Raw genomic sequence first — 18,251 nt, 5'->3', positions numbered from 1 at the left:
CGATACCGTTGAGAGATTTTAACCCCGCCCTCCGGAGGAACGGGTATTGCGCCTAGGCCTCAGGTCGTACCGCCTGCAGTTAGCGGACGGTTCTGCGATACTTGCCTGGGCTTGATCCGGGTCAATCGCGACGGCAGAGGATATCTCGCTGCGACTGAGCTGCTGCGAAATCTCTGCTCCGCCCTCTGCAGCATTTCCTCTAAATTGAGTCTCCTGGCCCACATAATCTGCTACCCCAGAGCGGCGGGGAGAGTTCAATTTCCTTCTTTTGACATCTCCATTATCATCATCCGATGAGCTTCCCCTTTTGCGCTTCGCGTGCAGCTGGGGTCGCTCAGCCGCCTCGGCTTCGAGCCGTAGTGAGACGAAGCCAGGCGCTATGCCGGTCATACCTCTAAGGAATTTTTGCGTATGTAAATCGACCCGGGCTATCTCTTCGGGATACCCTCGGTCAGACATCGCATGCTCCTGGTTGCCACCCAACAACATTCCGTATCTCCGTCGGTCATTTACTTGTTGTGCGCTCAGCCCTGTCATCGTGCTAAGATAGCGCATCGTGGACTTATCGATCCCTACCAATTCGCCGGCACGTAAGGGGTCGAAGTCGTCACTCGGTTCGATACTCGCCTGCAGCGATCGCCCGTGATCATCGGGACTGTCAAAAGGTTCGATGCTGCGCCGTACTGGTCTACCTTGGGAACTAGAACCGGCATCCCAATCGACGCTTCCCTCTGGCGATCTTCGGTAAAGGTCGGATCCGCGACTAGGCTCCCTTGATCCTGGATAGGGATCGGAACTCCCACTCATCCCGATATCGTCGTGCATCGATCCAAGCTCCACCTCCGCCAAGCTATCCCCGCCAAGGCTGAACGGGTCGCTTGGGCTGATCGGGCTGATCGGGCCGCTTGCTGATGTGTAAGAGGAAGCATGCAAGCTTGGCGTCGAGATATTGTCGATGTCACGAAGCTCGGGATAGTTAAAGTATGTTGGAATCGGTCCTGTTGATTGTAGTGGGGAGGGTGAAGAAGCCCCATCATCTTGACCAAGATGACCCGCAAGTAGGCGACGCTCGTTGAGAGACAGAGGATGATCATCATCCACTACCACCACCTCCTCGCTGGCAATCTCAGAGTCTAGCGTTTCTGAGCGCGCTTCGTCCGTGGTGCCTGAAGGAGAGCCTATATGTTGGTGCCGGTCGGGTGCATAGTTGCGAAGCACACCCGACATATGGCGGAGGTAGTGGCGGGTGAAGGGATCTATCCGCCTCGCATCTGCGTTGATTAGCTCGGTGGCCTGCGCGTATTGAGCAGAAAGTTCGTTTGGCGTGATATGCCACTCATCGACCGGCGCATATTCTACGCGTACACCGGTCATGTGTAGGATATAGCTCCCCACGTCAGGATAGATAGGAATGCCGTTTTCCGCGTTTAATGCCACGTTTCGCGTCCCGTGCTCACGATCGATCTGCCCAATACTTAAGTCTTCTACAGGGCGAAACGTTCGCTCGCCGCCGCTAACTGCTTCGACTGCGTTTTCTGTTGCTTCACCGTTTGAACGAGCCATGTCACCTTAACCAGTTATGAACTTCGTACAAGGTTGCCAGATGACAGTCTCAGGTTCGAGCGGAGTTTCGAGAAAGTTACATATGCAGTCTTAAACTCAGCGTCTGGTTCGTAAGCGTCCGGTTAGGCCATTTCCGGAGGAAGTTTGAGGTTTATAGCGCGACGATCAGGATAAGACGCGTATTGCCTCACCCGAGAGTGTTCCCCTCCGGACCGGGACAGCGCACCATGGTCATCCCAGTCGGAGCATCGACACTATCGGTAACATTTTGTTTGAGACAATGCGCGCTTGATAATGACACGTCAGTTCGATGAGCACCGGGTTGGTTTGTTGGAAGCAAAGGCGCGATCACCGCCCATTGCTGGTCATCAAGCCAGAATTCTCCTGCCATGCTCCAAAGCTCGGTTTATCGGAAGCAGTAAGTCATAGAGAAGCAATTCGATCAATCGCTTGATTGGGGTTTGACCCTAGTCTAAGTCTAGTCATATGCTTCCATCCGTTACCAATACTCTCCTAAATCAGCTTTACCTTGTCACGTCCCGGTATTTTTTGTTATAAAAGCGTCAAGAAACTGGAGCATGCCCTCGATAAGCTGTATCTCCTCACTATCACTCAGCGTATTGGCGCAATGGCAATTTGCAATTTCCTGACGAACTTGATAATAGAGACTATCAATATCTGGCGGTTCGCGATTTAGCCAGCGTTCTATCGTCCGCCTTGCCAGTAAATCTAGAACAATCTTTTGGCAGAAATCATCCAGTCCTGATGAATTAGACATGTTGGCGGCTGCACGGCTGGGATTCGCAGTTGTGTCTGAACTTCAAGAGAGCACCTGATATTGAGCGAGAAGCATGGTCAAAACATAGGAGCGAAATTGCAATCTTAGACTTTAAAACTGTTTCATTCGTAGCGTTGGGGAGCGACGTGCGCATTTCTATGGCGGGCGTTTTTGGAACAAATCAACAGGCTGACGCCCAGATCCCTGAACTTGAAAACCGGATTAAACGATTGAACGCGTTATCGCTCAGGAAAGAACTTTTGCCGACAAGGCAGTGCGTTTACGCTCAATTCCCGATCTCGAACCGGTCTCCGCAGCCATGTTAAATCCCGGGAATTGGGCAAAATGACCTCCGGTGAGGCGCCGCGATGAGGCCTTGCTCCCGCGCCCTACGTTAGCGGAACGATGCGAGGCAAGCGGACGGTCGCGGGAAGACGGAGAGCGGCGAAAGTCTTTACGCCGCTCTGGCAGCATGTCCTCACTTGTCTGCGCCGCGGAATGAACGATGGTGGGAGAATAACCGAAATTCCGAGCCTCACCTCGTCCTGACGCGCGGTGAATCGCACGCCCGCTCAAATTCCATCCAGGAAAAACTTACAGCCCTCGGTTCACAGCCTGGCCCCGTATGCAATCCGGGCAGAGGCCACAGACCGTTTTTCTTAGCCTTCTCGATGTAGTCCTCGATTGGAGGCCGGTGTGTTCCGTCCTCCGAGAACAGGCGCCACGCGTTGCTCTGCGCCTCTTCGTCGTTTAGCTGCTCATCTGTAAGCCGCTGCCCATTTTCCTCAAATTATAGCAAATTTTTTCTCTTAAGCTCAAATTCATTTGTTCGAGCTCCCTATGCCACAACCATTCGCCGAACGACACGCCCATACCCAACGGCACGACATCCCTGTTCGCCGCGCTCGACGTTGCGACCGGCGCGGTGATCGGGCAGTGCTACAAACGTCACCGGGCGAGCGAAGGGATTGCCATCTTGATGCCGGATTCTCCAGCGTCAGGCTGAAGGCGACCGGTCTGCCGCGATCATCGGCCAGACAATGGATCTTGCTTGTTCTTCCGCCGTGCGACGTACCGATCACTTGTGCCCAAGCCCCCTTTTGAGCCTGGTGCAGAGCGATGCGCCTTGATGTGTGTGCTGTCGATGGAAAGCTCCTGCGGAACCGGACCTTTGGCAGTCATCTTCTCGAAGATGCGATGCCAGATACGCCGTCATGCCCAGCGGTGATAGCGGTTCTAGACGGTTTTTGCAGGGCCATATTCCCAGGGACGTCGCGCCAGCGGCAACCGACCTTCAAGACATGAGAAAGAATGCTGGAGATGATACGTCGGTCATCCACGCGCAGCGCCGCCGGCGGGTTTTGTCGGGCGAAATGAGAAACTGGCGGGAACAAGACGCTCGCACGCGTCGGCGAGATCGAGAACAAGATTGCCGGCCATGACGCTGCGACGCCTCAACCATCGCCGATGTCGACACCAGAGATGGCATCCCTAGCGGGGAACCTTCGTGCCGTCTGGGGAGCGCCATCGACCGATGGCAAGCTCAAGAAACACACCGTGCGCACGGTCATTCATGAAGTGATCGCCGAGCTCAACGACGTACCTCCGAGATCGTCCTCGCAATCCACTGGGTTGGCGGTGTCCATACGCAACTGCGCCTCCCGAAGCGGCATCGCGGCCAAAGAAACGCTGCGCCCGACGACTTCATCGAGGCGGTACGGCAGCTTGCCCTCATTGCCAATGATGATGTGATTGCCGGCGTCCTCAATCGCAACGGACTTTCAACAGGCAACGGCAATCACTGGACCCGTGAACGCATCACGGCACTTAGATCATACCGCAAGATTCCAGTCTTCCGCCCGCAGCCATCGAGCCTTGGCATAATCTGGGCAATGCCGCACGATTCCTCGGCGTCTCCCCCAAGACTTTAAGGCTGCCGCTGGAGCCGGCGAGATCGAGGGCCTTCATCCCTTGCCTGAAGGTCCGTGGATCTTCAGCCGGTCAAAAATCTCACCCAGCAAGCCCAGCAGATCGCTGATCGCGCCCGACAAAACCCGAAATACCCTGCGAGATCGCAAAATCAGTTTCCAGCACAACGGTAGCTGGTGAAGAGGGGCTCGTTGAGATGGCGTACTCGTGACATCGGTTCCCGAGACGCCAATGCTTTCCTATCGGTGGTCAAACCAGGAGGGTCGGAACCCATCGCGGCCGATGGACTGGGCGCCGGCCGTATCAGCGGACCACGCCGTCGCGGTCTCTTTCCTCCCGTGGTCCTTCAAACCCGTTTAAATCCTGGCGGTTTTCCTGGCCTCTCGCGTCCTGCGACCCACCCCCACGTAAAGATGCGCGGCTGTTGACCGCGCTGGCCGACATTTCGCCGAGCGCCTGCGGATACTGCGACGCCGGCTGGATGGCGCGCCGACGTCGACCAGCCGCTCCACTCTCGTTTTCGTCTCCGAATGCTTCTTCACTGCTTCGAATTCGAGCGCCGGGCTGATGCGGCGGATCAGCAAGCGCTGGCGCCAGCGTGTTTCGAGGCAAGCGTCTCAGCCGCCCCCTTGAATTCCTATGAGTCGCGGCAGGTACCGCAGAACCAATGTCACCATCAGGCTGCACCAACGGACGCCGCAGGCCCTCTGGGCGGTCAGTATGCGGCTCCGTGGGGTCGGTTCGGCGGCCTCTACCGGTTATCGCTCTTAAAGCCGACACCTCCTGCTGCAGAGCGGCGACACCCGCCTCCGTTGATCTCAAGGCTGAACTGAGTCCCTCGTTGCGACGCAGGAGATCTCCATTCTCGGCTTTCAAAGAGGCGATTTCGAGCATGTGATCAGCTGCCTTCTGGTCTGCCCTGGAAGCTAGGTCGACCAGAAGCCTGACAGCTTCATCGCGACCAGCATGTTTGAAGAGGCTCGTATACGCCGCAATGCGCGCCGCGTCCGTGGCAGATCGTGTATCAAGGTCGTGCGGCATGAACAATTCCTATCCTGAACGCAACCGAACGGATTTTCGGTTTTTCGACGGCATCGACTTGCACCCGGCAATGGATCAGGCGCTTGCCTCCTTGTCAGCACCACTGCGCCTGCGTGCCGCAAAAGAGCGAGGAGAGATGAGCGCGCATCGGGCTCAGCGAGGAATACCACTTTCGTACGATGATATCCTGCCAAAAGGAGCGGCTACCTGGAAGGCCAGTCGTCATGGGCTCGCCCCCAAAGAAGGAAGAGGCGAGTCCTTGGCCGCACGTGCTGCAGGAGATGTTGCCTTCCAATCTGCAGCATTTAATGCGGTCGGTGGCTTCAACTACCAGAGCGATAAAAAAGTTCCTCTACCAGTGTGCAATGGAGGGCGCGCCACTTCAAAACAACCGAACAATGCGGCAAAATTGCCGATGACGCTGGCCATCGACCCCTGCTGGAGGGGCTCAACCGAATCTGCCGGCATCACTGCGACAAACCTCGCCGCGTCAATTCACGACCTGCACATCTTCATTCCGAAGGTCGTCGATGGCATCAATCGCCTCCTCGGCGGACCAGCCTGCACGGAGCGCGGCGGCAACCAGGCGCACTTCGGCTTCCTGCTGAAGTTTCAGATAAAGCCCTTCGAGCGCCTCTCTTGCTGTGACGACATGTTCATCGTGGAGCGGAATAGCTGGAATTCTATCTAGCCGAGGCAATTTTCATCTCCCCTGTTAACGATGGTTCTTCTCGGGGTGTTGCCATTCGAGTTGCTCGAAGGCGATGTTCGTCGTCGATGACATTCTTCGCGGTCGGCGTCTCCGCTTCGCACGGTCCATGCGTTCTTGCTGGAGCACTTGCCATTCTCATGTTGATGCGCCCGGACTGCAGCTAGAGTTTGCGCTAGATGCGTCAACCCCGAATGTCAGCGCGCGAGCCCAATCCATGCGAGTCCCTTCCGACATTCCTGTCTTTCGTAAGATTTTCTGCTGCAGGTCGCCGGCGGCAATGCAAGCAAGTTCGTTGTAGAGGGCAAAGCCCGGCTTATACGGGTAAGAGACCGTGGACTGCCGACGCAGCAACGATGTAGAGGGCACGTGAGATCTTTCCCATGTACGACACGGGCTGGAGAGGCAGCCACCTCGATGCCGCCCAGTTCGACGCCCTTAGCATTGGGGGCCGCATCAGCCTCCCCCGCAGTGCCCGCTCGACATCCATGAAAATCAAAAGTATTAAAATCGCGTGCCGGAGACGTAGCGAGAGGAAGATTGGAAGAACGCAGGCCACCGGCACACTATTATTAAATTAAATATGATTTACAGATATCACATTCATTTAAAAACCGATATTATATATTTTTACCTTTCAGATAATATTGTAATATCACCACCGGAATCACTACAAATGTCATGCGATCCGATGATTATCAATATAAACGAGTATCCGATTTTTGCAAAACGCAATTCGCTACAGTTGTAATTAGCCGTAAATTGGCGTTCCCGGTGATTTTGTCACCGCCGATTCATCCTTGAGAAGGCAGGTAAGATGGGGCGCGCAAGGGGACTAGGACTCGCACCGCACTGACGACAGCTTATGCGGCGGGGCTGCGCGCCTCGGAAGCTGTCCATCTCAAGGTCCGCGACATTGATGGCGAACGCGGCATCATCCGCGTCGAGCATGGCAAGGGCGGCAAGGATCGCAACGTCATGCTGTCAGCGCAATTGCTAACGATTTTGCGGGTCTGTTGGCGGCTGCGAGACCCGAGGTCTGGCTGTTTCCGGGGCGGGACGAGACCAAGCCCATCGATGTCCAGGTTCTGTATTCTGCCTGCCGTTCGGCGTGTGTCGCGGCCAGCATCGACAAAAGGGTGACGGCGCATACGCTGCGGCAAAGCTTTGCCACCCATTTTCTCGAAAGAGGAACCGACATTCGCACCATCCAGGTTCTGCTCGGCCACAACAACCTGTCGACCACAGCGCGCTACACGAAGGTTTCCGACACCCTGATCCGCAGTGCCGAAGCTCGCCACGATCATGGATGACGCTGAACACGATGTGCTCGCCTATCTGACCTTCCCAAAAGAGCATCGAGCCAAGTTGCACTCGACGAATCCGATTGAGCGTCTCAACGGCGAAATCAAACGCCGTACCGAGGTCGGCGGCATCTTTACAAACGATGAAGCCATCGTCCGTCTCGTCGGGCTCGCGTTGCTCATGGAGGCGAACGACGAGTGGACCGTTCAGCGGGGGAGATACCTATCCCTTGAGACCATGGCTCAAATGATCCGCAATCAGCCTGCCCGCTGTGGCTCGCTGATAGTCGCTCCGACCTGGGGCGGAAAGCACGGCAATCAGCCGAGACCTAGACCACACCACATAGCGTAATCGCTCAGGGCCTAGCCTATCGGGCGGCGGCTCTCCACACTGTCCTTTGTTGATCGAGGCCGGTGTGCCGAAGCTATGAGGAGAACCGCCATGCAGTATTATGCCGGACTGGATGTCAGCCAGCAAACGACCTCAATCTGCATCGTTGATGACGAGGGCAAGATTGTTGCCGAACGGAAGGTAGCGTCGTGCCCAGACGCGATTGGTGAAGCGCTTGAGCCGTTCACGGTAACGCGTGCAGGACTGGAAACCGGTCCCCTGTCGGTCTGGCTATGGAATGGATTGAAGGAACGCGGCGTTCCCATCGTCTGCATGGATGCTCGCCATGCCAATGCGGCCTTAAAGTATGATGCCTGCCAAGACGGACCGCAACGACGCCATCGGCCTGGCACAGATCGTTCGTACGGGTTGGTGCAAGAGAGTTCATGTCAAGTCGACGGCAAGCCACGAAGCTCGGGCGCTCCTTGCCACTCGTAGCCAATTTGTGCGAACCCGCTGCGACCTGGAGAACCAGATCAGAGGTGTCCTTCGCACCTTTGGTATCCTATTTGGCAAACGGATTGGTGGTTTCGCCAAGCGTGCCGAGGAAATCATCGACGGCGAGCTCCATGCGTCGCCGACAATCCAGGCTGTCGTGGAAGCATTGATGCGGGCACGTGCCAACATCATTGAGCAGATCCATCATCTCGAGGCGAAGGTTCGCTCGATAGCGCGGCAGAACAATATCGTCAGACGGCTGATGTCGGTCCCTGGTGTTGGAGTTATCACTGCGCTCGGCTTCGCCGCAACCATTGATGACCCGACACGATTCAAACGATCATCCAGCGCCGGAGCCCATCTTGGGCTGATACCTCGCATCTACGCCTCCGGTGAGACGATGAGATCAGGGCGCGTGTCTAAACGGGGCGATGACTTCCTTCGACGCAGCCTCTATGAGGCAGCCAATGCGCTGCTGACACGTATTCCACAGTTCTCCGCTTTGAAGAGTTGGGGATTGCGCATCGCCCGGCGTGGCGGCTATCGAAAAGCTAAGGTGGCCGTCGCCCGAAAGCTCGCCGTGATCCCTCACGCGATGTGGATATCCGGGGAACCTTCCGCTGGTCATCGCAAGAGCCGAGTGAGCTCGCATGATTTACGCCGGTATCCATGGATAAATGAGATCAGCGAGATCGTCCGGTCAGGACGATGGCGCGGTCAAAACCGATTCCAGGAATGCGATGCTGCCTGATACAGGCAACCGCGAACACCACATTGGTCGACCGAGCCTATCCAACGCCATGATGAGGCGGACAAAGTGCCGACCTCGAAGAGAACCATGAGCCTGACCTGTGACGCCCTCGGCGATCAACTTGACAACCGCGATTAGAGAACTTTCCCGGACATGCTCTTCCTCGGTCAGTCTCTGAGTGTCTGAATCAGAATGACCGCCGTGTTTTCAGAAACGGGGCGACGGCAGACCCTCACGAACGGCGTACCTTGGCAGGTTCCACAATGCCGGAAGCGATCATGCTGCGAACACCGGCGTGTATGCTGTTCCGGTGCCATCTCTCGTGCCAGATCATCGAGATCTGATAGGTTGGCATCATGCCTTTGTTAGGCACAAAGGTTTCGAGGCCATAGCGCGCGGCGAGAAACTGCGCGGACGCTGCGGGCAGGACCAGAACGGCTTCGGTTTCCTGCACAAGTCTCGCAGCGGTATGGATGTCCGGTACTGTCAGCGTCTCGCGGCCGCGTGGCCGAAGCGCTTCCAGGCTGTCGTAAGCTTCGCCGAAACCCGTGTTGTACGTGCTGCCGATGCGCAGCGAAAGAAAACGCCCGAGATCGGCATAGGCCGTCTTGCCATTCGCCGCCGCGTGCCCCCTACGCCCCATGCAGACGGTCTGGACAGGCGGTAAGGCGCGACAGTAGAAGCCGGCCGGCGTATCGTCGGTGTTTCCGAGGGCGAGATCCGCCCCGCCGTTCTCAAGTTGCGTTATGACATTTGAGAGACCTACCATCGGCATGAAAACGGTAGTCGGCGATACTTCGCGGAAATATCCGCTGAGATTGCTGACCAACAGCAGCGCGAGGTGATCCGGCATTGCGACCGCGAACCGCTCGGGGGCCTGGATACGCCCTCCAAAGATTTTGGAAATATTGCCGAGAGCAGCTTCGACTTTCGGCGCCAAAACCCGGGCCAACGGTGTCAGTTCGAAAGTCCGATTGCTACGGATCAGCAGATCATCGCCGAACATTTCGCGCAGTCGCGTCAGCGCGCGGCTCGTTGCCGGCTGACTCAAGCGAAGTTCGTTTCCCGCATGTGTCAGGTTTCGAAAGCGCAACAGCGCATTCAGGACAAGAAGCAGGTTGAGATCAAAGCCCCCGAGATCAAAATTCTGATCCGGATTCTCAAGTTCGATGGCAAGATTTGCCGCCATCGACCTTACTCTTCCGCTCCGAGCGGCCGAAATAACCTGAAGTGCGCCTGATCGTGCTCAACAATTGACCTAGCCACTGCGCCTATATCGCCGATCACCCGACATCGCGACAAGGCGGCTCCTTCCGCTAACCAGTACATGGAGACTTCATGCTGTGTGATTGCAAGAGGCGGCAAGAGCGCCGCAAGATGTAGTGTTCGCGTGAGCCAGCCGGCAATTGAACGCGGCACGGTAAGCGCAAGCCTGCTTTCAGAAACCATAAGGGCTGCCGACATGATATCCTGCACTTCGAACAATTGCGTGCGACGGCGTCCGTATCTCATCAGCGCGTCAGCAACCTGAGGATAGGTCTCAGCTCCATTCTCAATCAGATGAATATGCGTCAGATCGAGGAACGCCTCTTCGCTCGGCCTAATTCCGCCTAGGTGATGACGCTCGAACGCGACTAGGGTCAGAAACTCCTCGGTAAATACCAGTTCGTGTTCGATATCGTCGCAAGCCTCGTTTAAGGTGCCAAGCATGTATTCGACAGCGTGCGCGCGTAGCTGTCCAAGGCCCTCCTGTGGAGTCTTGTGGGTATTGACCTTCAAGGGCCCGTTTTCACAGGCAGGCGACTTCAGAAGAAGCGGCAGCAGTGCAGGCGTCAAACCTGCGTTGATGCTCAACCGCACGCCCTGGTTAGCCTGCCTAGAGGATAGCACCTCCCGTATGTGGGCCATTGCGACCGGGACAGTTTCCGCAAGCCGCTCACCCCGACTCGTCAACTTGGAGCCGGTCGAACTGCGAACAAGCAGATCGTCGCCGAGAACCTCGCGTAACCGGGCCAGAGCTCGGCTAACCGCCGGCTGGGCCTGACCCAGCCTTCGCGCAGCATGGGTTACATTTCGCGACAAAAGAAGCGCTTCCAGGACTATGAGAAGATTGAGATCGACACCGCTTAAATTCATCTCGGGTGAAGTTTGATCATCATTCGCTGCAGACGGAATACTGACGCTTTCCGAATTGCCTTGTGTCTCCATTGTATCATTCACCTTCTCATGCTCTCAATCGATAACTATGAAAAACGGCCAACTCTCAATTGATCGGAGTGATCCAGCAGAACTTCATCTTGATTTCGTCACAATTCCGGCAATCCGCAGCACAATCCTCCGATTATAGTCTCCGGGGAGAATCAATCGATGGAATTCCTCATTGCCTTGACAATAAAGGCAACGGCAGCAGCCAAAATACTTGACCCGTAGCTTTTTAAGACAACAGAGCTCCCTCCCGCTTGCAGCGCAATGGACAAAAGACGAATGCTCAAATGCCGCGATATTCTTCCCAGACATCTCGGCAAGGCGATGCTGATCCGCCTTAGGTTATTTGCTCAGTGCCAGCACCCGAAATGCCTAAAGCTGCAGATTTTCTGCCCAATCCTACGTTGAGCAACCCATGGCATGTGGTGGGAGCCGGGCCGCGCCGCTCAACTGATTATTTGCGACTGGAGCGGCGTCTTCGCGTTTCACGTCGGGACTGTAGGGCGGGAGATAGAGCAGCCTGCCAGCCGCTTCGATGGCCTGGCGGACATCATCGGCTTTGTGAGCCGGCAGGTTATCCAGATGACAGTATCCCCCGAAACTGAGCGTCGGCACGAGAACCTGTTCGATGTAGGCCAAGAATGCCGCACCGTTCATCGGGCCGTCGAGGACCATCGGTGCCGTCATGCCGGAAAGCCTGAGCGCGCCTGTAAAAGGTCGTGGTTTTCCAGTGTCCGTGGGGAACGGCTGACCGGCAGCGTTGTCCGCATAGGGATCGCCCGCGCAGTCAAGCCATCTTCGTGGAAAGACCGTTCAGCGGGCAATCGATTCACTGGATAGATTGCTTATCCACTTCACCATCGATGAAGATCAGCCTTTCGGATTGGAGGGCGAGTTGGCCATCGAACCAGGCGCGGCGGCGTTGCAGGACATCCGGCCAGTCTTGCTCCAATGCATGTGCGGTCGTTTTTGGTCCAGCCCCGCTTGCGAAGCCACACGTCAAGAGCACTACGGCCGATCGATATGGATTTATCCTTGCTCGAGCGCAGAACCATCTCGTTGAGCGTGATGTCCTACTCCACATCGATCAGGCCGGTGATAAATGCCTCATGCGCGTCCAGCCTGGAGCCCAACCGTCGGCCTTGTTTGCCTGCGGTCAATTGACCCTGCCGCGCATTGGCGATCCAGGCAATGGCCGCCGAAATCCCAATCCCAAACCGCGCCGCCGCCGAGCGTGCAGACATCCCATCTGCAGAGGCCGCCAGAACACGGCTGCGAAGATCATCGCTTACTGCACGTGACATCCCTATCTCCCTGATTCGAAGGCAGGGAATCACGGCAAACAGCGGCTGTCATCCAATTCAGATTCCGGGTTCAGCGGACGCGCGCGCCCTAGGTGAAAAAATCAGTGCACCTTAAAACGAGATATTCAATATTCACGCTACCAGAGCTCGATGACCTCATCATTTTCTGCAAGCCTCACCTGGGCTTGATCGTCCGCAGCCTGATGGAGAGCGAACTGATACGCAGCAGATCTAGAAATGAAGATACCTCCGACATGCTCCAGATGATCCCTGACGACCCAGCAGCCGCGGCAATCCTGCCCTACAATAAACCGTGCGCGGTCGTCTGCCCTCCTAGGCACAAACAGACTCCGGGCGTCATGCATCCCCATGGGACAGCACCTCCTCGTACTTGGAAGTAGACTGCCGGCGCGCGCGCCCGGTAACTCCGCTCAGATCTATCCGAGCGGCCGTCGATCTGCCGCTGCGGGCCAAGGCTTCCGCGTGCAGGTCGTCAGCAGCGATACGCGCCACCTCATTGCAGAACGGAAGTCCGGAGTGGTACGGGTAGAGACCGTGGATGACAGGCGATGCAAGCATATAGAGACCTGGCGTAGGCATCCCCTTTTCTGAACGTGGTCGCAGCCTTTCATCGACATCGATACCGCTTAGCATAAGCTCGTCTGCCTTGTCGTTTGGCGTATTCGTCCCTAGCCTTGCTTGTCTGACTGCACCTTCATTTACCAATGTCCTGAACGGAAAGTTGCTGACATCAATCGGCTTTTGGCCCCGGCAGTCGATTATGAGATCGTAGGGAAGCCTTTTGATGCCGCAATCGGCCGGATCGCTGAACAGGATGGAAGCCACGCCTCCGGTTACTTCGATGTTGAGGTCATCACCGGTGCGCACCAGATCGAGGTGTCCCGCCGCGTGCAATGCCAATAGATACTCGCATGACTGCTGCGGAAGCACGGCGACAAGATACGTGACAAGCGGCATAAAACTCTTTTCCAGACGAATTCGGTCTGTACGGTTGAGATACCGTGTGTAAAAATTCAACGTGTAGGTGACGTCATCAAGGATTTCTCGCCAAAAAATCGGAAAGCTTTCACGGCTTGAAGCTATTGAATTCAGATAATCTTCCCTCAACAGGTCAAATGGCTTATCGACACGCCGACGATCTTCGATAAATGCGACAAACTTTTCCAGATTCATTGATTCAATTTTTTCGAGAAATTCCGGCGACTTGGCTTTCAAAACAGCCTTCAAAACATTCTCGAATATGTAATCCAGAGAAAGAAATCCGCGATTTTCTGCCATGTGTGTGCGAATTTCCGGTTCACCGACATAGGAATGCATTTCGAAGCGTGGGAACTCGAAATGATAACGCACGGGCGGAAGCATTCCCCGCCGGGAGTGCATGACGATTTTCAATGCAGCCGCGTCAGAATTTGGAACATAGTTCAGCCGACCATCGAAATCCCGGCGGAAAGTGCCGCTATTTCTTGCCATAGTCAGGCAAGCATCGACAGCCGAAAGCGAAGATCCGATGAGACCGACCCTGCGGGCGCCGGTATTTTCAAGATTACCAACTGGCCAGGGAGATGATAGAATGCGCGCCGACCGAGCAAGTCCGGCAGAACTATTGTGCGCTGGAAAGGAGTGACCTGTCGCCATAACGGCATAGTCGAAGTAAAGCATATCATGTTGCTGTGACCCTGCCTTGCGATAGACGACGTTGACGCCATCGCCCACAGTTGCAAGATCGGTCACCAGCGTATCTCGCGCGCAGGTGATCGCCATGCCAATCTTCTTCGCGCTGTGGAGTAACGACTTGAACTGACCTTCGAGATATTTTCCGAGCAAATGCCGTGTCGGGATAAAAGCTGGTCCGATCAAACGCCTGTCCGCCCCGTGCTTGAGAAGCCAGTTGTCGGATTGTCTTCTCAACCATTCATGCGGTGGCACCAGCAGATCAGGCACTTCTTCACAGGCGATATTGGCCAAATTTTCGCGTCCGACGAGCGATGCTTCATAAGGCATGCCCACACCAGCACGTCTTGAAGCACCAAAAAACATTACGTTAAGACCGGTAGAGCGATTTTCAACGATGTGCTTCAGAAAATAAAGTGATGTCGGCCCATCACCTATCACAGCCACTGACGTCACAGCTTTTCGTGTGTTATTCGAAATAGAATCACATACATTCATAATAAATCCGTTTATAATTATTATAATTTCGAATGAATATCGGATTTCATATTATGTTATTCGGCTGCCTGCATATTGCTGGTAGATAAAACATTATCTCTAAATTCATTCTGAACTAGGGTTTGCAAACCGAGTGCTTCGAGAACATCAATGAAAGGTCGCGGCGGCAGTTCCTCGACGTTGACCATCTTCTTCACATCCCAGATGCCGTTGGCGATCAACAAGGCCGCGGCAACCGGCGGAACGCCGGCCGTATATGAAATTGCCTGGGAACCAATTTCTTCATAGGCCTTCTGATGGTCGGCGACATTGTAGATCAGAACGGTCTTTTCTTGGTTGTCCTTGATCCCCTTGACATAACTGCCAATGCAGGTCTTGCCCTCATAGTCGGGCGCCAGCGATGCTGGGTCAGGCAAGCAGGCCTTTACGACCTTAAGAGGCACGACTTCCTGTCCTTCGGCGGTTACCACCGGAAGCTCGGACAGCAAGCCAAGATTTTTAAGCACACCGAAAACTTTCATATAGTGGTCGCTGAAACCCATCCAGAACCTGACGTCGGCGCCTTTGAAATTCTGGGATAGCGAATGAACCTCGTCATGGCTGCAGAGGTAGGCCTTACGATTGCCGACCACAGGCAAATCAAACTCCTGGCTGATCTCGAACATCTTGTTAATGCGCCAATCGCCCTCCTGCCAGGATTGGACCACACCGATAAGTTCTCTGAAATTGATTTCAGGGTCGAAATTGGTCGCGAAATATCTGCCGTGGCTGCCTGCATTTACATCGACGATGTCGATGTCCGTGACGACATCGAGATACTCTTCCTGTGCCAGGCGCACGTAGGCGTTAACGACACCTGGGTCGAAGCCCGCCCCGAGGACCGCGGTGATGCCCGCATTTTCGCATTCCGCGCGGCGTTTCCATTCGAAATTCGCATACCATGGGGCGATCTCGCATATCTTGCCAGGTTCTTCGTGAAGTGCAGTATCGATATAGGCCGCACCAGTTTCAATACACGCCGTCAACACCGCCATGTTAAGGAAAGCCGTTCCGACATTGATGACGATTTCCGATCCCGTTGCCCGGATGAGTGCTACTGTTGCCGATACGTCCAGAGCATTCAGCGCATGCGCCTCGAGCACGCCCGGCTGCTTGAGCGACCGCTTTTCCAAAATGGACGCGATGATTGCTTCACATTTCGACAGAGTGCGTGAGGCAATATGGATATTACCGAGGACGTCATTGTTTTGAGCGCATTTGTGTGCGACGACCTGAGCGACACCACCCGCGCCGATGATTAAAACATTCTTTTTCATATCAAAATCATTCCTTCTATAAGATTTTCATGAAAGGCTGGTTTCGTAGTCTTCATAAGTGAATGCTCGAACGGTTCGGACTTGGCCGTCGAGCTCGCGGATGGCGATGGCAGGCATTGTCAGGCCGTTGAACCAGTTTTTCTTCACCATCGTGTAGCCGGCAGCATCCCGGAGAGAAATGCGGTCGCCAATGCCAAGGGGTTGCGGAAACCGGAACTCGCCAAAGACATCGCCCGCCAGGCAAGATCTGCCGCAAACCGTGTAAGCATGGTCGCCGCTGTCGGGCGCCATCTCCGCGTGTTGCCTGTATATTAGGAGGTCCAGCATATGTGCTTCGGTAGAGGCGTCGATGACTGCAAATTTCTTGTCGGTCTCAACAACATCGACAACCGTCGTTTCCAACGTCGCCGACTGTGTAACCGCAGCTTCGCCCGGCTCCAGATAAACCTGGACCCCGTGGACATCGGCGAAAGCCTTGAGACGATCTGAGAATGCGTCGATCGGATATCCGTCGCCCGTAAAGTGAATGCCGCCTCCGAGGCTGACCCAGTCGACGCGCCTGAACAGGGGGCCGAACCGAGATTCGATCACCCCAAGCATCCGGTCAAACAAGTCGAAGTCAGCATTATCGCAGTTGTTATGAATCATAAGCCCGCTGACGTTTTCGAGGTTCACCTCAATCTTCTCGATATCCATTTCACCAAGACGGGAAAACGGTTGCGCGGGATCGGCTATCGCAAAGTTCGATGAGCTGATCCCGGGATTGAGCCGTAAACCACATGGTAGCCCCAACACCCTGCCAGAAAAGCGCTCTAGTTGGCTTATTGAGTTGAAAATGACCTTGTCTGCGTGCGCGACGACCGCATCGATCTCGCCGTCAGCATACGCAACCGAATAAGCATGCGTCTCTTTTCCAAACCGCTGTCGACCAAGCCGCACTTCGTTCAAGGACGACGATGTCGTACCATCCATGTAGTCGCGCATTAGATCAAAGACTGACCATGTCGCAAAACATTTCAGGGCAAGCAGGGCTTTCACGCCGGACTTTTCCCTTACAGTCGCGATCGTATCGAGATTGCGGCGGAGGCGGGACTTGTCGATCAGATAGCAGGGTGTATCGAACATGTTCATTCCATTGTGTGGCGCGGATATTCCCGTGACGACAACCGACGTCACGCACCGGTTCCAGCCCGGCACCAAAAGAGCCATAGGTGTACGCTGCGCCTCCATTAGAGTGACCATACCTGGATGGTCGAAACCTGTGTGCCGGCGGTTGGCAGGATGAGAGGGAACGATTCATCATTTTCCACCAGCACACAGGTATTAAATAATTCTAAGTATTTATCCGTAGTAAAAATATTAACTATTGAATAACTTGAGTTATTTACGACATTTTTTTATATAATAACCATACAATCCATTTACATTACAGGTAAACAATATTTTTTGTTTTTCGAATTTGCAAATCGTTTATAACTACATTTGTAATTAACGATGAAAACAAAGTTTCACCGGCAAGTACACGTTACTCCGAAGGGAAACTTCTAAACCCCGCCCGCCGTCGAGCCTGTGTAGACCATGTCATCGAAGAGTTGGGCGTATCCGAACAACGGGCATGCGGGGTCCACCGGCGGGCCGCTTCGCGCAGCTTTGATCGAGTGCTTCGGCTTTCTCTTCAAGATAGGCGACATCGACCGGAATGGCGACGGGAACCCGGGTCTCGGCCTTGATGATGGCGAACGTCTGTTGCGAGATCATATGTTCGTTAAGTGCGCCGTAGGTACGCGAGCCCTTGATCCGTATCTCGCCGGCAGAAATCCGGTTCTTAATTCCACGACAAGAAAGAGCTCAAGCATCTGCGCTCAACGCCTTTGTCGTCATCCAGGGCGTCGGAGACGTGCCGTTTCCGGCACAAATATACGAACCGGTGCTCGATGCATTTGCAGACGGCCGCGCTCACCGCGGCAGCTCCTGGCCGAAGCGTTGGTGCCTCGGTGACCTTGGGACATGTGACCGAAGCGCCATCTTTGCTGGTCGGCGCCGGTCACCTCCAGCCCTGCCTGCGGGAACTTGGTGAAGCGGAGCGCTCAGAGGATCGTTTCGAGCAGGTTTTCCTGCTGGCGATAAGGGAGGGTCAGGTCGAGCCCGCGCAGTGGGCGGACTACGTGTGGTCCGTGCCTTCACCGCAGGGTCAAAGACTGCTGAAAAATGGAAGGACGCTCGATCTTCCAGAGGAGAACGTTGCTGAGCTTAATCGGCGCGCTCAAGATTTCTCCACTCTGCGCTTGCCGGTCTGTCGAAACCTCGGAATAATCCTCTAAATTATTCGGAA

The 18,251-nt window shown here is 55.1% G+C and carries 11 protein-coding genes and 5 pseudogenes; 6 read left to right on the top strand and 10 right to left on the bottom strand.

Annotated elements, in window-relative coordinates:
• Nucleotides 1-18 precede the first annotated feature (18 nt).
• The 3 genes and pseudogenes from AM571_RS36500 to AM571_RS37555 all read right to left on the bottom strand — a co-directional run.
• On the bottom strand, nt 19-1,563 hold the full coding sequence (locus AM571_RS36500) for a hypothetical protein (RefSeq protein WP_155774521.1): 1,545 nt from the start codon (nt 1,561-1,563) through the stop codon (nt 19-21).
• 532 nt (nt 1,564-2,095) lie between these two features.
• Nucleotides 2,096-2,341 (bottom strand): hypothetical protein, encoded by a 246-nt coding sequence (locus tag AM571_RS36495; protein ID WP_155774520.1) that lies wholly within the window; start codon nt 2,339-2,341, stop codon nt 2,096-2,098.
• Nucleotides 2,342-3,321: 980 nt separating this feature from the next.
• Nucleotides 3,322-3,696: pseudogene (locus AM571_RS37555) on the bottom strand (transposase); the annotation flags it as partial.
• A 1,613-nt stretch (nt 3,697-5,309) separates the two neighbouring features.
• Here AM571_RS37555 and AM571_RS38450 point away from each other — a divergent pair.
• The 5 genes and pseudogenes from AM571_RS38450 to AM571_RS38200 all read left to right on the top strand — a co-directional run bounded on the left by AM571_RS38450 (nt 5,310) and on the right by AM571_RS38200 (nt 8,904).
• Nucleotides 5,310-6,002, top strand: coding sequence for a hypothetical protein (locus tag AM571_RS38450; RefSeq protein WP_155774519.1), 693 nt, complete (start codon nt 5,310-5,312; stop codon nt 6,000-6,002).
• A gap of 855 nt (nt 6,003-6,857) precedes the next feature.
• Nucleotides 6,858-7,333, top strand: a pseudogene (locus AM571_RS38120) (tyrosine-type recombinase/integrase); the annotation flags it as partial.
• Nucleotides 7,305-7,568 (top strand): annotated as a pseudogene (locus tag AM571_RS22155) (transposase); the annotation flags it as partial. The pseudogenes AM571_RS38120 and AM571_RS22155, both read left to right, overlap by 29 nt.
• Before the next feature lie 198 nt (nt 7,569-7,766).
• A complete protein-coding gene (locus AM571_RS38205; protein WP_335727733.1) occupies nt 7,767-8,153 on the top strand; it encodes a hypothetical protein in 387 nt (128 codons plus the stop codon).
• Nucleotides 8,056-8,904 carry an IS110 family transposase gene (locus tag AM571_RS38200; RefSeq protein ID WP_335727731.1) on the top strand — a complete coding sequence of 283 codons (849 nt, stop codon included), beginning with the start codon at nt 8,056-8,058 and terminating at the stop codon, nt 8,902-8,904. Before AM571_RS38205 ends, AM571_RS38200 begins: the two co-directional genes overlap by 98 nt.
• A gap of 232 nt (nt 8,905-9,136) precedes the next feature.
• Here AM571_RS38200 and AM571_RS22145 read toward each other — a convergent pair whose 3' ends face one another.
• The 7 genes and pseudogenes from AM571_RS22145 to AM571_RS37040 all read right to left on the bottom strand — a co-directional run.
• On the bottom strand, nt 9,137-10,093 hold the full coding sequence (locus AM571_RS22145; protein WP_074063628.1) for a LysR family transcriptional regulator: 957 nt from the start codon (nt 10,091-10,093) through the stop codon (nt 9,137-9,139).
• Between the two features lie 5 nt (nt 10,094-10,098).
• Nucleotides 10,099-11,112, bottom strand: a complete 1,014-nt coding sequence (locus AM571_RS22140; RefSeq protein ID WP_074063627.1) for a LysR family transcriptional regulator — start codon at nt 11,110-11,112, stop codon at nt 10,099-10,101.
• 486 nt (nt 11,113-11,598) lie between these two features.
• Nucleotides 11,599-12,413: pseudogene (locus tag AM571_RS36480) on the bottom strand (IS630 family transposase); the annotation flags it as partial.
• Nucleotides 12,414-12,770: 357 nt separating this feature from the next.
• Complete coding sequence (locus AM571_RS22120; RefSeq protein ID WP_196776346.1) at nt 12,771-14,552, bottom strand: FAD/NAD(P)-binding protein; 1,782 nt, start codon at nt 14,550-14,552, stop codon at nt 12,771-12,773.
• A 107-nt stretch (nt 14,553-14,659) separates the two neighbouring features.
• Nucleotides 14,660-15,919 carry a saccharopine dehydrogenase family protein gene (locus AM571_RS22115; RefSeq protein WP_074063624.1) on the bottom strand — a complete coding sequence of 420 codons (1,260 nt, stop codon included), beginning with the start codon at nt 15,917-15,919 and terminating at the stop codon, nt 14,660-14,662.
• Between the two features lie 27 nt (nt 15,920-15,946).
• Nucleotides 15,947-17,044 carry a carboxynorspermidine decarboxylase gene (locus AM571_RS22110; RefSeq protein ID WP_074063706.1) on the bottom strand — a complete coding sequence of 366 codons (1,098 nt, stop codon included), beginning with the start codon at nt 17,042-17,044 and terminating at the stop codon, nt 15,947-15,949.
• Between the two features lie 465 nt (nt 17,045-17,509).
• Nucleotides 17,510-17,778: pseudogene (locus tag AM571_RS37040) on the bottom strand (hypothetical protein); the annotation flags it as partial.
• A gap of 150 nt (nt 17,779-17,928) precedes the next feature.
• Here AM571_RS37040 and AM571_RS22100 point away from each other — a divergent pair.
• The gene (locus AM571_RS22100; protein WP_155774518.1) at nt 17,929-18,240 is read left to right on the top strand and encodes a hypothetical protein; all 312 of its coding nucleotides are present in this window, start codon (nt 17,929-17,931) and stop codon (nt 18,238-18,240) included.
• Nucleotides 18,241-18,251: the final 11 nt, after the last annotated feature.

This window comes from Rhizobium etli 8C-3, from assembly GCF_001908375.1.
GTDB classification, from domain to species: domain Bacteria; phylum Pseudomonadota; class Alphaproteobacteria; order Rhizobiales; family Rhizobiaceae; genus Rhizobium; species Rhizobium etli_B.
The sequence above is the reverse complement of the archived record's forward strand: the minus strand, read 5'-3'. Positions and strand labels throughout refer to the sequence as shown.

What these genes read in the sequence shown, in the direction of transcription:
- AM571_RS36500 (WP_155774521.1), bottom strand. Translation starts at nt 1,563, where the DNA reads ATGGCTCGTTCAAACGGTGAAGCAACAGAAAACGCAGTCGAAGCAGTT.
- AM571_RS36495 (WP_155774520.1), bottom strand. Translation starts at nt 2,341, where the DNA reads ATGTCTAATTCATCAGGACTGGATGATTTCTGCCAAAAGATTGTTCTA.
- AM571_RS38450 (WP_155774519.1), top strand. Translation starts at nt 5,310, where the DNA reads ATGAACAATTCCTATCCTGAACGCAACCGAACGGATTTTCGGTTTTTC.
- AM571_RS38205 (WP_335727733.1), top strand. Translation starts at nt 7,767, where the DNA reads ATGCAGTATTATGCCGGACTGGATGTCAGCCAGCAAACGACCTCAATC.
- AM571_RS22145 (WP_074063628.1), bottom strand. Translation starts at nt 10,093, where the DNA reads ATGGCGGCAAATCTTGCCATCGAACTTGAGAATCCGGATCAGAATTTT.
- AM571_RS22140 (WP_074063627.1), bottom strand. Translation starts at nt 11,112, where the DNA reads ATGGAGACACAAGGCAATTCGGAAAGCGTCAGTATTCCGTCTGCAGCG.
- AM571_RS22115 (WP_074063624.1), bottom strand. Translation starts at nt 15,919, where the DNA reads ATGAAAAAGAATGTTTTAATCATCGGCGCGGGTGGTGTCGCTCAGGTC.
- AM571_RS22110 (WP_074063706.1), bottom strand. Translation starts at nt 17,044, where the DNA reads ATGTTCGATACACCCTGCTATCTGATCGACAAGTCCCGCCTCCGCCGC.